The sequence below is a fragment of the Brevibacillus sp. NRRL NRS-603 genome, from assembly GCF_003013445.1.
GTDB classification, from domain to species: domain Bacteria; phylum Bacillota; class Bacilli; order Brevibacillales; family Brevibacillaceae; genus Brevibacillus; species Brevibacillus formosus.
In genome coordinates this window covers 116,305-131,817 of sequence record NZ_PXZN01000014.1, presented here as the reverse complement: position 1 = coordinate 131,817, position 15,513 = coordinate 116,305, and the positions used below count along the sequence as shown (strand labels likewise).

Below are 15,513 nucleotides of genomic sequence, written 5' to 3'. Positions count from 1 at the left end.
CAGTACCTGTTCAAATTCCAGTTCCATATGGATCGGATGGAGTATTTCCGCCACAAATGCGATGAGCATCGTGAAAATCGCCGCAAATACATGGAATACCGCAGACATTATAAGCATCATGAGCGGAGAATGCATCATTATCATGACCGTTGCCAATTATGGAATGATGGTAGCAGTTCCTTTGGTCGAGGCTCATCATCTTCGAGTGGCAGCAGCTCCTCATCGGGATACAATTATCGACATAGTCGGGGGCATAGACGAGGGCGTGGGTGTGATTGCGGATGTTCATTTTGAAGCGCATGAGGAAGGACGCCAGCTAATGAAGCGGCGTCCTTTTCTATTCTCAATTCGTAAATGCTTCAACAGAGACTCCCTTTTTCTTTAACTCGCGTCTTAAAGTAAGTAGGGCATCATCCTTATTTTTACATTCCAATATGATGTCCACATTGTAATCCGCGAGCGCACTGACAAATGTAAGGAACGCCTCTGGGTCAATATCGTCTGCATGAGCGCGAAAGTCATTGGCTGACTTAGGCGAGGACATGTGCATCTTCGGTGTGCGCTCTCCCCAGGTTTGAATAATCCGTGGAAGGTATTCCGTCCAATGTTCGCCATCAGAATGGCAGTTGTGGTGGTGAATATCGAGCACCATCGGCACACCTACCCGTTCGCATAGCTCCAGTACCTCGCGCATGGTAAAAGAAGTGTCATCGTTTTCCACGACTAAACGGCGCTTGACGTTTTCAGGAAGCAGCTCGAAGTTGGATGCAAAACGATCGAGAGAAGAGGCTTTATCTTCGTATACCCCTCCCACATGTGTCACCAAGACGGAATTATCGTCGAGCCCCAGTAAATCAAACACTTTTGCATGGTAGGAAAAATCGGCAATTGTCGATTCCAGCACAGAAGGCTTGTCGCTGTTTAATATGCTGTAATGTCCGGGATGAGCTGTCAAACGAATGCCATGATTGCGGATATAATTTCCTGCCTTTTGGAAGTCCCATGCGAATTCTTTTGCCCAATCCCATTCAGCTGCTACTGGATGAGTAGCCAGTGGAACAAATTCAGAAGGAAGTCGATACAAAAAGATCTGATTTTCTACATTATAAGCAAGTAAATCCATTAAATTGAAAAAGTTTGCCTGCATAACCTGCCGCAGCTTTTTTAACCGAGCTGGGGGATCTAATTTATTTACCTGGGCAACCGTCGTTTTTTTGTTTGGATTGTTTTTTGTCTTTACACTGATGCAGGCATAGCCCATACGGATCAAGGAAATCTCCCTCCTTTGCAGCAGCATTCCTTTGTAGTATCTCCAAAACGGGAACGTCGTCGGCTTCTTGCCAGAGAATTATAAAACGGATAAGATGGGAGAATGTCACAGGCACGCCTACAACCTTTCCCTAAAAATGCGGACGTTCCTCGTGAGTAGACTTCGGTAGAGGTTTTTGAAGGAGAATGCAATGAATAGTCTTGACCAATCCTATAGTATGACTCTGGTTTTTCTCTCCTATTTTATTTCAGCAATGGCGTCATACACAGCATTAGATCTAGGCGCACGTCTCCATTATGCAAAAGGCAGGGGACGTGTGTTTTGGTTATGTGCTGGAGCCGTCTCCATGGGGCTTGGTATTTGGGCTATGCATTTTGTTGCCATGCTTGCCTTGCATCTGCCGATTGCTGTCCAGTATGATAACTTGATTGTATTTTTCTCGATTGTTTTGGCCGTGTTATCGTCAGCGCTTACATTATGGATCGTGAGCGAGCAGTCCATGTCCAAAACGAGGGTGGTAACAGGATCAGTTGTCATTGGGTCTGGTATCGCCGGAATGCATTATACAGGGATAGCAGCGATGATGATGAACGCCATTATTTTGTACGATTGGCTATGGTTTACCGTATCCATTTTCGTGGCTATCCTGTTCTCGATGGTTGCGTTGATTCTTACGTTTCAATTGCGTTCGATGGACCCAGTAGAAGGTCTCTGGAGTAAAATTTTTGCAGGGCTGTTGATGGGGGCAGCCATTACCGGCATGCATTACACGGGAATGTACGCCACTACATTCGTCGCTCACGAGCACATGACAATCACAGTGATCTCGGATGATGATTCGGGACTGATCGCTACCATGATTGGCATTGTCAGCGTGTTGATTCTAGTCGTGACCTTGGCTTCTGTATACGTGGACAAGCAATTCGCAGGGAAGACCTTGCGCGTGCTAGAAAGTGATCAGCGATATAAATCGCTATTTGAGCACAATTATGACGGGGTAATCTTTTACTCGATCGATGGAAGCCAAAGCGTCATGAATCCTGCGGCGATGCGATTGACAAAGGAGCAGAGCTTGCCTCTCGAAAAATTAATGACGATGTGTACTTCTACAGATGCTGAGCTCATCTCGACACATTTTACAAATGCAGTACAAGGTGAGGGCCGAAACTACGATATTACCTTGACCACGAGAGAGGGGCGTCAGCTTCATCTGAACATGACCCATACCCCCGTATTTGTCGATCAGCAGATTACGGGTGTCTTTATGATTATGAGAGACATTACCAATAAAAAGGAATACGAGGCAAAAATCAATTATCTCGCTTTTCATGATTCGTTGACTGGTTTGCCGAATCGCCGTTTTGTCGAACAGCAACTGGATCAGGCAATCATGGAGGCACAAAAAACAGATCAGCAAGTTTACGTTATGTTTCTGGATCTCGACCATTTCAAGCTGGTAAATGATTCATTAGGGCATGATTTTGGCGACCTGTTACTTCAGGAAGCCTCCTTGCGTGTGCAGGATTGCGTGGGTGAAAAAGGAACGGTGAGCAGGCTTGGTGGAGACGAATTCATGGTGATTCTTACAGATGTCACGGAAAGAGAAGTATTTTCCATGGCGAATGAAATCAACCAAGGGATTGAACAAGCATTTTTTATCCATGGGCACGAACTGTACATAACGACGAGTATCGGGATTTCTCGATATCCAGAGGATGGGCAAGATAGAATTGTCTTGATGCGTAACGCAGATGCGGCGATGTATGCAGCCAAAGACAAAGGGAAGAACAGTTTCCACTTGTACGTACCGAATCTGGAGCAAGCAGTGAATGGCAAAATGAATATTCAAAATGAATTGAATCGCGCTTTGGCCAGACAAGAATTTTTATTGCATTACCAGCCACAGGTAAGTGCCAAATCAGGCGCAATCGTTGGTGTAGAAGCTTTGATTCGTTGGGATCATCCTGAACGAGGCTTACTTTTGCCAGACCAGTTTATCTCAGTAGCAGAAGAAACCGGGTTGATCGTACCAATTGGAGAATGGGTGCTGCGGACGGCCTGCAAACAGAACAAGCAATGGCAAGACCAAGGACTCATGCCGCTTCGGGTAGCCGTCAATCTATCTGCACGTCAATTCCTCAAACAAGACTTTACCCAGATGGTCGCTGAGATTCTGCACGATACAGGGTTAGCACCGGAATACCTGGAGCTGGAAATCACAGAAAGCAGCATGATCGACGTCCAGCGCGCCACACAGGCACTCAAGGAATTAAAGCAATTAGGGGTGCACGTTGCGATTGACGACTTTGGGACGGGCTACAGTTCCCTCTACTATCTGAAAGAATTTCCGTTGAATCGTTTGAAAATTGATCGCTCGTTTGTGCGCGACATGATTGATGAGCCTTCCAATCAGGCCATAGTGTCCACGATTATTTCCATGGCCCATCATTTGCAACTGCATGTAATCGCGGAAGGCGTAGAGACAAAGGAGGAGCTTGCGTTTTTACAGGAGCATCTGTGTGAAGAAGTGCAAGGCTATTTATTCAGCAGGCCGTTACCGAGTGAAGACGTAGCGTTTTATTTGCAAGACCAAAAAGGCGTTAGTTAAACAAGAGGAGCAGCTCTCATGAGCTGCTCTTTTGTTTTGCATCTGCCAGCCAAATGAGGTGGTATAGCTGTCGAATTGGCACGTAAAATGTACTATTCCTGCTAACTTGTCAAGGAATTGCATCTAGGAAGAAAGGAGGGAGAGAATGCTGGCTCTAGGTGTCATCTTATTGCTGTTTACCATTGGAGTTGCGATTGCCATTGGGTATCGGGCAAACGAAAGCGTCCGGCAATTTGATGAAAGCGCGCATGAGAGCTTTATCGGTTCCCAAGCAGAGAGGGAGGGATAACGGAATGCAGCAGGAAAAAGAACAGCAATTGCTCGAGGACAAGAGAGACCTGAACAAGTTTGGTTATGCGCAGGAGTTACTGAGGGATATGGGTGGCTTTTCGAACTTTGCGATCTCATTTTCGATTATCTCTATTTTGACTGGTGCAGTATCCTTGTACGGGCACGGTTTACTGTATGGCGGTTCTGGCATGATGGGCTTCGGATGGACCTTGGTCGCGTTATTTGTCATCCTGATTGCAGCTTCGATGTCTGAACTTGCATCTGCGATCCCTACAGCCGGAGCGCTGTATCATTGGGCAGCTATTTTAGGTAGCAAACGGTGGGGCTGGTACACAGCGTGGATCAATCTTATCGGCCAAATCGGGATTGTCGCGGGCATTGACTATTCGTTCTCTTTGTTTGCGGACCCGCTGCTCGCGAGTGCGTTTGGTTATACCTCAACAGAAACGACCACGTTAATTCTGTTCGGGATCACACTCCTTTTGCACGGTACGTTTAACCACATAGGAATTCGACTCGTTGCCCGGTTAAATGACTTCTCCGCTTGGTACCATATTGGCGTCGTCGTCATACTTGTCGGAAGCCTCGTCTTTTTCTCTCGTCATGAGTTGCAACCCCTCGATTACCTCTTTCAAGTCGGTCAAACCTTTTCAGACAAACCGTATGCGATTGCTTTTTTAATTGGGTTGTTACAAGCGCAGTGGACCTTTACCGGCTATGATGCATCAGCGCATACAATTGAAGAAACGATTAACCCGCGGGTTCGTGCTGCTTGGGGAATTTATACGTCTGTGGCCTTTTCCTTTATTTTTGGATTTATCATGCTTGCTTTTGTCACCTTATCTATCAAAAACGCGGCGGCTGCCAGTGAAGCGGAGAATGCATTTATTTATGTGATCAGTGAGGCATTAGGCGGTGCATTTGGTTCTGTGGTGCTTTGGCTGGTTACCTTTGCAATGTGGTTCTGTGGCTTGGCGTCGATTACTTCTTTTTCGCGAATGTTGTATGCGTTTTCACGTGACAAAGGAATGCCGTGGAGCCATCAGTGGGCAGAAATTTCAACTAAATACAGAACGCCGGCAAAAGCGATTTGGCTGGTTATTATTCTTTCCTTTGCGCTTGCCTTGTTCGATTACATCGTGAAAAGCATCAATCCGAACACGTCGTATACGACATTGGCCTTTCTTACAGCGGTAAGTGTCGTTGGGCTTTATGTCGCTTACGGGATTCCGTTATACCTCAAGCTCCGGGCGGAATCGTGTGGACTATTTCAGCGGAAGCATTACGGTCCCTGGCATTTGGGGAACTGGAGTAAACCCATTAATGTATTGAGCTTGATTTGGATCGTCTTCATCTCGATTATGATGGTGATTCCACCCAATCAAACAGCTGGGTATGCCTTGATCGCCATGTTTTTGGTGCTTCTGATCATGGATTTGGCTTATTACCGGAAGCATTTCAAGGGCCCGCAAGCTGCGCTGGGCAATTCGGAGGAAGACATTAAACGTCAGGAAGCGAGATTTCGCGACTCCTAATGAAAAAGAAGTCCCGGTTCACAGAATGTGCAGGGTCTCCCTTATGTCTGTATGGGCATAGGGGCTTTTTTTCGTGAAGGACGGTTTTGAATAACGAATGGCAGAGGACGAAAAGCTGTCAGTAGGAAGGAAATTAGTATATTTTACATGGACATTATCGGTAGAAAATTCTAAAATAACAAATAAATAGACAGTTACAAATGAAGATTCGACAGCTATGTCCTCGTGGAATAGACATTTGTTATTTTCGTCGTTCCGTGATAGAATTCACAAAACGATATTTTTTTTAGCTAAACTTAACTGACTCGGAAAATGTTGAGGAAAGAAGCAAAAAAAGGAGTGATTGTGTGAGTTTGGAAACGAAGAAATGGGCGGATGAAGTAGCTGAGCAGGTAATCTCATGGCGACGATATCTCCATCAGCATCCAGAATTGTCGTTTGAAGAGGAGAAGACGTCCCAATTTATTTACGAAACGTTGGAATCTTTCGGGAATTTAGAGCTTTCGCGGCCAACCAAAACGAGTGTGGTCGCTCGACTGATCGGATCACAGCCAGGAAAAGTTCTTGGTATTCGCGCTGACATTGATGCTCTCCCGATCCATGAGGAAAATGATGTGCCGTATGCATCAGGAAAAGCTGGCGTGATGCACGCATGCGGACATGATGGTCACACAGCGATGCTGTTGGGAGCCGCAAAAATTTTGTCCCAGTACAAGGATCAAATCAAAGGTGAGGTTCGTTTCTTCTTCCAGCATGCCGAGGAGCTCCCGCCGGGTGGGGCTGCCGAAATCGTAAGAGCTGGTGCAGCGGACGGACTGGATTCGATCATTGGCATTCATTTGGCATCGTACATGCCTGTCGGGAAATTCGGTGTTCTTTACGGGGCACTTACTTCATCGACAGATCGCTTCGATATCAAGATTCAAGGAAAAGGCGGGCACTCCTCGCAACCGGAAGCATCTGTTGACCCGATCGTCATTGGGGCACAGGTTATTACTGGCCTACAACAAATTGTATCCCGCAATGTGAGTGCGTTGGACAAGGTCGTTATTTCGGTGACGATGCTGAATGCAGGGACAGCGTATAACATTATTCCGGATTCGATGACACTGACGGGCTCCACACGCTGCTTCGATGCCGAGATTCGCAAAAATATTCCGATGTGGATTGAACGAATTGTCAAAGGAATTACGGAAGCGCATGGCGCAAGTTATGAATTCACGTTCTCCCATGGCTACACATCGGTTGTCAACGACAAGCAGGTGACCAAGCTGATGGAGGATACCATCCGCGAGCGTTGGGGAGAAGAAGAGATTATTTACATTGATCCTTTGATGCCGGGTGAAGATTTCTCTGAGTATTTGAAAAAAGCTCCAGGCTGTTTTATTCAATTGGGTGCTGGCAATCCAGACAAAGGCTTTACATACCCGCATCATCATCCTCGCTTTGATTTTGATGAGGACGCAATGGTACGCGGCGTGGAATTGTTTGTTCGGGCAGCTCAAAAAGTCGTCATGGAGTAGAGCGATATAGAATGAGGGGGATGTTGTATGGCAGAGGCACGCGTCAATGAGTACAAGCTGCATTTTCTCGTACTTATTCTCGTCGCATTGACAGAATTTATCGGGACAAAAAAAATCAGTATTGGCATCGGGGTTATCGCTCTGTTTCCCATGCTCTACGCACTCGTTTTAGGCGGGGCAATCAGCTGGCCTAAGTTTAAATTTTTGAGTGAAAAAGAAATGAACGTCGCAGCCAATATTTTGGGGATTTCGTTTTTGATCTTTATTGCGAAGCTGGGAGCGAATATCGGTCCAGAGCTGCCAAAGCTTCTCGGCTCTGGTGTATCCTTAATTGTTCAAGAGATGGGACACATTGTAGGGACAATCGCACTTGGTCTGCCAATCGCATTGTGGCTGGGTCTGAAGCGCGAAGCAATTGGGGCGACTTATTCTCTCGACCGCGAGCCAAACTTGGCGATCATTGTAGACAAGTTTGGAGCAAACTCCGCCGAAGCTCGCGGCGCGCTGGGTGTATACATTTGCGGAACCTTGTTTGGTGCCATTTATATGTCGATTCTCGCAAGTATTTTAGGAAGCAGCGGGTTGTTTCACCCGATTTCTCTGGCGATGGGAGCCGCAGTTGGTTCCGGTAGTATGATGGCAGCAGCAACAGGCTCATTGGCTGTTATTTTCCCGGAAGCGCAAAAAGACATTGCCTTTTATTCCGGAGCGGCAAACTTGATGATGAGTATCGTTGGTACGTACGTGTGCATCTTCTTCTCCTTGCCGGTCACACAAAAGCTGTACGCATGGCTTGAGCCTATCATTGGACGCAAAAGCGCTTCTTCTGCGGCAGAAGGGGGGAGAAAAAGCGCATGAATCAAATCTTGACGATTTCTATCATCGGTTTAATCGCTCTCATCGGTAACTGGATCGGTTATAAAGTACCAATCATGGAATCTTTGCCAGGTATTTTGCTCTTGGCAGTTATTACGTTGATCGGAATGGGCTTTACTCGCATTCTTCCGTTTAAATCTCCCGTCATTGTATGGATCTCTTTGTTTGCGATGCTTGCGACATCCCCGTTTTTTCCAGGAAATGAATATACGGCTGCTGCGATTGCCAAGATCAATCTACTCGCATTGGCTACACCGATTCTTGCGTATGCAGGTTTGTCACTTGGAAAAGACGTTCATCTGTTCAAACAGCTTAGCTGGCGTATCGTAGTCGTGTCTCTCGTTGTCTTTACCGGCACGTTCCTATTCGCTACGTTGTTTGCGGAGATCGTATTCAAGATTCAAGGCAAATTTTAACGAAACTGTTTTTGAGTTAGGGCCTCCGTGTGCTTCCATATGCCATGGAGGTTCTTTGCACATACAACTGTGAAAGTCAGGAGTGGAGAGAGTATGATCATTGATGTAAGAAAGGTTACCTGGCAAAGAGATGAAACAACCATTTTGCGAGACATTGCCTGGCAAGTGCAAGACAAGGAGCATTGGTGTTTGGTCGGTTTAAACGGCTCTGGTAAAACCAGTCTGTTGAATATCATTTGTGGCTATGTGTGGCCGACAAAGGGGGAGGTCAGCGTATTAGGCAATCTTTACGGAACAGTCGACTTGCGTGAGGTGCGTAAATCAATCGGCTGGGTAAGTACGGCGCTGATGGCACAGCTTCACGAGCATGAAACCGCACTTCGTGTCGTCTTGAGTGGACGGGAGGCAACCATCGGCTTGTATTCCGTTCCAGAGGAGACGGACGTAGAGAAAGCGTCGGATTTACTCGATACATTTGGATGCCATGCATTAAAAAACAGACGCTTTGCCGCTTTATCGCAAGGGGAGAGACAAAAAGTACTGATTGCTCGCGCCTTAATGGCATCCCCTCGATTGCTCATCCTGGACGAGCCCTGCACCGGACTAGACCTGCTTTCAAGAGAACAGCTGTTGGCCATGATTGAACAAATCGCCAAGCAGCCAAACGGGCCCACGCTCATTTATGTCACTCATCACATCGAAGAAATTTTGCCTTGCTTCACGCATACCTTGCTGCTAAAAGCGGGGAAAGTAGACCAGGCTGGAAAAACAGAGGAGGTCCTAACGGCTGAACGTCTGACGAGCTTTTTCGGCGTACCTGTTCACATTCAGCGCTCGCAAGGAAGATCTTGGGTTAGCTTAGGGGAAGAGGCGACCGTTTGATTGTGTTGGATAAGTTTGGGCAGGAGTCAGCACGGTTGTGCATGATTGTGTATAATAGCAATAAGAAATTGTATCTGGGAGGAGAGGAGAGATGGAGGCATGAACAATGTGATTGCACCAATCACAGACTCCACCTGGGCGATCATCACCTATGAGGAAGCGTGGAATAGCTACGTGAACAGCTACGTGATCAAACAAGGGAATGCCTTTGTATTGATTGATTCTCATCAGCGCAAGCAACGCTCATTTTTTCAACAGGCGTTGGAAGAGATCGGAGCCAAGCCAGAGCGAACGGAATATGTCTACTTCACTCATCGGCATGCTGATCATATTGGAAATGCGGATATGTTCCCTTCTCGAAACAATTGGATTCACCTTGACGATTATTACGAACTGGACGATTTTTCACAGACGCTATTCGGCCATACGTTTACAGGTAGTGGGGGAGATCTCCCTTCCCTGCGCTTCCGGCAGCTTTCTTTTCATACAGAAGGCTCAGTTGCCTTCTTTGATCCCCAGTCGAAAATATGCTTTGTTGGCGATCATTTGTGCTTTGAAAACACAGAACTCGGTCAAATCGTTGGTGGAGAAGTGGACTGTCGGACAGCTTATAAAGAACACTTGAAGCAATGGGTAGCCCGTGAGCCAGAGCGAGCGGCAGAGTTTACGGAGGGCTTGGAGATTTTGCAGGATTGGCCCATTGAGTATTTGGCTACTGGTCATGGTCCCATTCTTCAAGGCGAAATTAAGGTGTTTTTGCAAGAGTTGATTGCGATTGCTCGTCCATAACGCAAAAAGACTTGTGCGCCGCGTACTGCCGGCTTGCACAAGTCTTTTTGCATTACTTGCTGGAAGTTGTTGTTTCTTCTTCTTCTTCCACTTCTTTTTCTTTTTCTAAATCTTTATCCATGATTTGGACGTTATGCTTTTTATACAATTCATCGATCCATTTATCCATATTATTTCGTTTGTTTTTGGATTTAACTTTTTCGATCACTTTCGGGCGAGCTTCTTCGAATGTTCCCTCGAACTTATCTTTGTTTTTCTCATAGTATTCTTTGATTTGTTCTTCGGTGATCGGGTTATCCTTCTCGAACAGCTTGTCCCGCAGCATAACAGCGCGCACGCCTTCACGGAGCTCTTGCTCAGTCATTTGCTTATCCTTCAAATACTGTTGGAATCTTTCCGGTGATCCCAATTTTTCTTTGACTGGGTTCACACGCGCATCGAGTTCTTGATCGGTTACAGTAACTCCTCGTGCAGCACCTTCCTGTTTGTACAGCTCCAAGGTGATGATATCAGCCATGACACGCTTACCAGCATCTTTTTTCAATTTGTCGTACATTTGCTCTTGAGTGATGGTCACATTACCAATTTTGGCAACAGGGTTATCCGCAGAAAATGCAGAATCTTTTCCAGGTGTACAGCCCGCTACAGCGAGACCGAGTACAAGTGCTGAGGTAGCAAGTATAGATACGTTGAATTTTTTCATGAAAAATACCTCACTTTCTTGATAGTAATACGACTGTGCATAGAGCAGCGTTACGGGAAGCGGAAAATAAAAACCGCACACATAAAGCAATGTGCGGTCGTCAATCGATTAGCTGGCTTGAGTAGAGGCTTTTTTCCACTCTTCCAAGCGTTTTTCCAGAACGGTGTGATTCAGATGCAAAAGACTAGCTGATTTGTCCATCAATTGCTTCAAATGGGAAAGGGCTCGCTCGTAATTTCCTTTGGCAGCTTCAATCTCTGCCAAGCAGAAGAGCTTCCAGTCTTTTGCTGATCGTTTGCTTGCGATCAGCTGGTAAGCTTCTATCGCACTCTCTACTTCACCCAGGCGGGCGTGCGAGCAGGCAATAAGAGCTAAGGAATCAGTCATTCCCTGATCACGCTGGTAAATACGAAACGCCACTTCCAATGACTCGTTATATCGTTCGGAGGAATAGTAAACGATCGCCAGGTTGTAAAACAAGTAGTGAATCATCGCTTGATTGAATAACGTTGGTCGTTCTTTGCAGACGTTGATTCCTTGAACGATATATTTTTCGGCCATTTCATAATTGCCAAGCATGATCTCATGGGTTGATTTATCCAGCATAGCGACAGCACGGGAACGGTTCTTCCGATAGGAAGCCTCCAGCCAGCGCAATCGAATATTCAAACGGCGTTTGAAAAGATTGGCCATGTACTGAAAGCGGAAGGGCCAGTGCAGGCGAATAAACATCACCAACAGCACAGCCGCAATGCCTGCCAGCGTTGATGTCAAATTTAAACTCAAATACTCCACGTAGTGACACCCTCTCTATTTACGCTGCATCTATTACCCCATCTTAGCACAGAACCTGTCCGCGTGACAGAGCATTACCGCTATTTCGCCAATGGCAAGATATTCTCTTTTTTGGGGGTAGAGAGCTGCTGCGTTTTCACGTAATCATCTGAAACGGTATAGAGCGTGTCGCCAATCGTGAGTATCCGTTTAATATTACTGGAGCTGTCGTACCAGCCTTCGCCTGCTTTTGCGACATCTTCCTTCGACAGATGGGTGATCTGATCTCTCAATTGAAAACCTTTTTGCAAATCGAGCTGATAGACGTAGGCACCTTGGAATGTAAAGTGGCCGTATTCGCGCATATCGTTTTTGGCTTTTTGTTCAGCCGTACGTTCGTGGACGGATACAGGAAAGGCGAGCAGATTTTTTTCTTTGGAGAACAGTAGAGCCTTGTGATTGTGCAACAGCTCGGAGTCCGTTCCTCTGTCCCCGATAACAGTCTTGAACTTTTCCTTCGGTTTCGTTACATCACTGACGTCAAAGAGGGCAATTTTCATCCCTTGGTAGTACGCCCAGTCTTTATCTGATTCTGCTTCTTTGCCAAAACCGATGATATGGTTTTCGTCATACGGGTGTAAATAGTCGCTGTAACCTGGAATTTTGAGGGCACCTAATACGCTTGGGGCAGAAGGCTTCTTCAGATCGAGAACGAACAGCGGGTCGACTTTTTTGAAGGTGACCATGTAGGCACGATCTCCCATAAAACGGACAGAGTAAATGCGTTCTCCTGGAGCGATGCCTTCCAGCTTGCCGAATACCTCGAGTTTATTGTCCAGTACATACAAGTTGTTTTTTGACGTATGCTCATCGTCTCGCCACATGTTCCCGCTCGTGGTGGCGATTCGGAAATATCCATCGTTTTCATCCATGGAAAACTGGTTCAGAATACGTCCAGGCACCGACCCTTTTCCCGTATACTGAATGTCACCCTTGTTCATGGCAAACCGATAAATGGCTGTATCTGACTCAACGGGAGGGGCAATCAAAGGAGCTGTCACTCCTTTTTGTTTAACAGCTACTGCCTGTACATTGTCTTGGGTGACGGCCACATACAGATTCTTAGTGGATGCATAGATGTTCTCGCCAGCACCAAGATACGTATGCAGTGACATCTTTTGTTTCGAATCATCCAGATTCACGCCAGCGACGATCAAATACTCTGGACGAAAGTGATCCGGGAAGTAACGAATCTCGCTGTAGGGAATGGTTTGATACTGGTTATGATGGGCGCTGTCTTTAAACGTTGGGCCTGGCACTTCTGCTTTCTCTTGCAAAATACGATACGTATCCATGTAATGGTTGGCTGTCACGTACAAGCTCGCGCCGATTTTGCGGGACGACATGTACTGACCTTCCAGCTCCAGTTGACGAGTGAGCTTAGGTTGCTTTTTGTCCGTAATATCGTAGATCATGGTTTTTACGGACTGCATGCCTTGGAAACGGGGGATGCCTCTTTTGGAAGCAGGACCAGGAGGATAGGAGATGGTCTCATCCGCTTGCCCGATGACGATGAGTCTATGATCGTCTACGTACATTTCTTGCGGTACGAATTTTCCATTGTCATAGCTGATACGGCTTGCGACCTTCATCTCGGTGGCTGGATACGCTTTGATGATGCGTACTTCATTTTGCGTGGATTGATAAAGATAAGTTCCATCTGATTTTACGATATCTGCTTCATCGACGCCCTGCACTTGTGTGTTTGTTGTGGAAAAATCACCGCGAACAGCGCCGCTGGAAGTGTCCGCTACTTTGTTGGCTGTGCTAGGTGCAGCAGCTGGCAAAGCGTTGCCCATTTCCAGGGTGGAGTAATGGTAGCTGCTGTCTTGATTTGATTCGATGAGCTTTTTTAGCTCCGCATAGGAACCGACTACTGGCAAATCTTCTGAAGATCCCGTGGCTTGAACGGTTGGCTCTGCGATTGTACCCGTCGTGAACAGGAAGGGTATAGCGGTCACCATCAGCACGGAGGCGAGAAGCCCGGCAAATGTTCTTTTCATTTTGATCCCCCTCATATCTGCTGCTTACCAAAATTTGTTGTCGGTAATAAGACGACGCATGTTTACGGAATGTTTCACACACTCTTTGGGCATCAATCTACGGACAGGTGGGGGAGCGTGTGCTATAATAATAGGCGGTTTATGCTACCATTTACACCACTACGTCAAAAGGGGCGTCATAGATGGAAAACTTGAAGCAAAGCATTCTGGAACTCATCACGGATACTTCTACGAATCTACCACCAGACGTGCGTCGTGCCGTCAATGCAGCTAAAGTGAAAGAGGATCTTGGTACACGTGCAGCGCTGTCTTTGTCTACGATTGCGCAAAACGTTGTCATGGCAGAAGAAAATGTTTCTCCGATCTGTCAAGATACGGGGATGCCTACATTCGAAGTGAAAACTCCGGTTGGAGTCAACCAGCTGATCATTAAACAAGCCATCAAAGAAATGATTGCAGAAGCAACCAAAACAGGTAAGCTGCGTTCCAACTCCGTAGACTCCTTGACTGGTGCAAACACAGGGGACAACCTCGGACCAGGTACTCCTGTTATTCACTTCGAGCAATGGGAAGAGGATGAAATCGAGATCAAGCTGATTCTCAAAGGCGGCGGCTGTGAGAACAAGAACATCCAATACTCCCTGCCCTGTGAGCTCGAAGGCCTGGGCAAAGTGGGCCGCAACCTGGATGGCATTCGCAAGTGCATTCTGCACGCCGTATACCAAGCGCAAGGACAAGGCTGTAGTGCCGGCTTCATTGGCGTAGGAATCGGTGGAGATCGCACCTCCGGTTATGCACTGGCGAAGCATCAATTGTTCCGCAAAGTAGATGATGTCAATCCAATTGCTGATCTGGCTGCTTTGGAAGACTACATCATGGAAACAGCCAACCAACTCGGAATCGGAACCATGGGCTTTGGTGGTAACTCGACTCTGCTCGGCTGTAAAATTGGCGTGGAAAACCGCCTGCCAGCAAGCTTTTTCGTATCCGTTGCGTACAACTGCTGGGCATTCCGCCGTCAAGGTGTTCGCCTGAATCCGGAGACAGGCGAAATCCTCCGTTACCTCTATAAAGACGAAGAAGTAGCGATGGACTTGTCCCCGGTAGCAGCTACGGATGATGCGGGCGAAAAGCGCCGCGAGGTTGTTCTGGAAGCGCCAATCTCTGAAGAACAAATCCGCAGCCTGCGAGTGGGCGATGTGGTCATTATCAATGGTGAAATGCACACGGGACGCGACGCCCTGCATAGCTACCTGATGGATCATGACTGTCCAGTGGACCTGAACGGTGGCATCATCTACCATTGCGGTCCAGTTATGCTGAAGGACGAAGCAGGCGAGTGGCATGTAAAAGCGGCTGGCCCGACTACCTCCATTCGCGAGGAGCCGTACCAAGGTGAAATCATCAAGAAATTCGGAATCCGTGCCGTTATCGGAAAAGGCGGAATGGGTGCGAAAACCCTGAAAGCATTGAACGAGCATGGCGCTGTGTACTTAAATGCGATTGGTGGAGCGGCCCAGTATTATGCAGAATGCTTGGAAAAAGTAGAAGGTGTCGACTTCATGGAATTCGGTATTCCAGAAGCGATGTGGCACCTGCGTGTAAAAGGCTTCGCAGCAATCGTCACCATGGATTCTCATGGCAACAGCTTGCACGCGGATGTAGAAAAGTCTTCCGCAGAGAAATTGGCTCAGTTTGCAGCACCTGTATTTAAATAAGGAAAGTAACACGAAAGCCTCTGGCGCACTTCATGTGCTGCTGGAGGCTTTTTTTTTCAAACTAG

Annotated in this window: 14 protein-coding genes; 10 read left to right on the top strand and 4 right to left on the bottom strand. The window is 46.9% G+C overall.

The window, feature by feature from the left end:
• Positions 1-70 precede the first annotated feature (70 nt).
• On the top strand, positions 71-385 hold the full coding sequence (locus tag C7R94_RS14900; RefSeq protein WP_106782486.1) for a hypothetical protein: 315 nt from the start codon (positions 71-73) through the stop codon (positions 383-385).
• On the opposite strand, the gene uvsE is transcribed toward C7R94_RS14900, so the two are convergent.
• A complete protein-coding gene (gene uvsE, locus C7R94_RS14895) occupies positions 344-1,270 on the bottom strand; it encodes a UV DNA damage repair endonuclease UvsE (RefSeq protein WP_106782330.1) in 927 nt (308 codons plus the stop codon). The two genes, C7R94_RS14900 and uvsE, sit on opposite strands and share 42 nt — an antisense overlap.
• Before the next feature lie 190 nt (positions 1,271-1,460).
• On the opposite strand from uvsE, the gene C7R94_RS14890 reads away from it, so the two are divergent.
• The 8 genes from C7R94_RS14890 to C7R94_RS14860 all read left to right on the top strand — a co-directional run bounded on the left by C7R94_RS14890 (position 1,461) and on the right by C7R94_RS14860 (position 10,190).
• Positions 1,461-3,878 carry an EAL domain-containing protein gene (locus C7R94_RS14890; RefSeq protein ID WP_106782327.1) on the top strand — a complete coding sequence of 806 codons (2,418 nt, stop codon included), beginning with the start codon at positions 1,461-1,463 and terminating at the stop codon, positions 3,876-3,878.
• A gap of 145 nt (positions 3,879-4,023) precedes the next feature.
• Positions 4,024-4,167 (top strand): hypothetical protein, encoded by a 144-nt coding sequence (locus tag C7R94_RS30305; protein WP_007724273.1) that lies wholly within the window; start codon positions 4,024-4,026, stop codon positions 4,165-4,167.
• 4 nt (positions 4,168-4,171) lie between these two features.
• Positions 4,172-5,704: an amino acid permease gene (locus C7R94_RS14885; protein WP_106782325.1), complete on the top strand. Its 1,533-nt coding sequence runs from the start codon at positions 4,172-4,174 to the stop codon at positions 5,702-5,704.
• Positions 5,705-6,051: 347 nt separating this feature from the next.
• Positions 6,052-7,227: an amidohydrolase gene (locus C7R94_RS14880; protein ID WP_106782322.1), complete on the top strand. Its 1,176-nt coding sequence runs from the start codon at positions 6,052-6,054 to the stop codon at positions 7,225-7,227.
• Positions 7,228-7,254: 27 nt separating this feature from the next.
• Complete coding sequence (locus C7R94_RS14875; protein WP_047068696.1) at positions 7,255-8,085, top strand: DUF3100 domain-containing protein; 831 nt, start codon at positions 7,255-7,257, stop codon at positions 8,083-8,085.
• Complete coding sequence (locus C7R94_RS14870) at positions 8,082-8,519, top strand: hypothetical protein (protein WP_047068697.1); 438 nt, start codon at positions 8,082-8,084, stop codon at positions 8,517-8,519. Before C7R94_RS14875 ends, C7R94_RS14870 begins: the two co-directional genes overlap by 4 nt.
• Positions 8,520-8,612: 93 nt before the next feature.
• Complete coding sequence (locus tag C7R94_RS14865; protein WP_047068698.1) at positions 8,613-9,401, top strand: ABC transporter ATP-binding protein; 789 nt, start codon at positions 8,613-8,615, stop codon at positions 9,399-9,401.
• A gap of 99 nt (positions 9,402-9,500) precedes the next feature.
• Complete coding sequence (locus C7R94_RS14860) at positions 9,501-10,190, top strand: MBL fold metallo-hydrolase (protein WP_106782320.1); 690 nt, start codon at positions 9,501-9,503, stop codon at positions 10,188-10,190.
• 52 nt (positions 10,191-10,242) lie between these two features.
• On the opposite strand, the gene C7R94_RS14855 is transcribed toward C7R94_RS14860, so the two are convergent.
• The 3 genes from C7R94_RS14855 to C7R94_RS14845 all read right to left on the bottom strand — a co-directional run bounded on the left by C7R94_RS14855 (position 10,243) and on the right by C7R94_RS14845 (position 13,730).
• The gene (locus C7R94_RS14855; protein WP_233220566.1) at positions 10,243-10,893 is read right to left on the bottom strand and encodes a SurA N-terminal domain-containing protein; all 651 of its coding nucleotides are present in this window, start codon (positions 10,891-10,893) and stop codon (positions 10,243-10,245) included.
• Between the two features lie 108 nt (positions 10,894-11,001).
• Entirely contained in the window at positions 11,002-11,688 is a 687-nt protein-coding gene (locus tag C7R94_RS14850) for a tetratricopeptide repeat protein (RefSeq protein ID WP_047068701.1), read from the bottom strand.
• A gap of 80 nt (positions 11,689-11,768) precedes the next feature.
• Complete coding sequence (locus C7R94_RS14845) at positions 11,769-13,730, bottom strand: beta-propeller domain-containing protein (RefSeq protein ID WP_106782316.1); 1,962 nt, start codon at positions 13,728-13,730, stop codon at positions 11,769-11,771.
• A 182-nt stretch (positions 13,731-13,912) separates the two neighbouring features.
• Between C7R94_RS14845 and C7R94_RS14840 the strand changes: the two genes are divergently transcribed.
• Positions 13,913-15,448 (top strand): fumarate hydratase, encoded by a 1,536-nt coding sequence (locus tag C7R94_RS14840; protein WP_106782314.1) that lies wholly within the window; start codon positions 13,913-13,915, stop codon positions 15,446-15,448.
• The last annotated feature ends 65 nt before the right edge of the window (positions 15,449-15,513 follow it).

Coding starts and splice junctions, on each gene's coding strand:
- C7R94_RS14890 (WP_106782327.1), top strand. CDS start 1,461: ATGAATAGTCTTGACCAATCCTATAGTATGACTCTGGTTTTTCTCTCC.
- C7R94_RS30305 (WP_007724273.1), top strand. CDS start 4,024: ATGCTGGCTCTAGGTGTCATCTTATTGCTGTTTACCATTGGAGTTGCG.
- C7R94_RS14885 (WP_106782325.1), top strand. CDS start 4,172: ATGCAGCAGGAAAAAGAACAGCAATTGCTCGAGGACAAGAGAGACCTG.
- C7R94_RS14875 (WP_047068696.1), top strand. CDS start 7,255: ATGGCAGAGGCACGCGTCAATGAGTACAAGCTGCATTTTCTCGTACTT.
- C7R94_RS14870 (WP_047068697.1), top strand. CDS start 8,082: ATGAATCAAATCTTGACGATTTCTATCATCGGTTTAATCGCTCTCATC.
- C7R94_RS14865 (WP_047068698.1), top strand. CDS start 8,613: ATGATCATTGATGTAAGAAAGGTTACCTGGCAAAGAGATGAAACAACC.
- C7R94_RS14860 (WP_106782320.1), top strand. CDS start 9,501: ATGAACAATGTGATTGCACCAATCACAGACTCCACCTGGGCGATCATC.
- C7R94_RS14855 (WP_233220566.1), bottom strand. CDS start 10,893: ATGAAAAAATTCAACGTATCTATACTTGCTACCTCAGCACTTGTACTC.
- C7R94_RS14845 (WP_106782316.1), bottom strand. CDS start 13,730: ATGAAAAGAACATTTGCCGGGCTTCTCGCCTCCGTGCTGATGGTGACC.
- C7R94_RS14840 (WP_106782314.1), top strand. CDS start 13,913: ATGGAAAACTTGAAGCAAAGCATTCTGGAACTCATCACGGATACTTCT.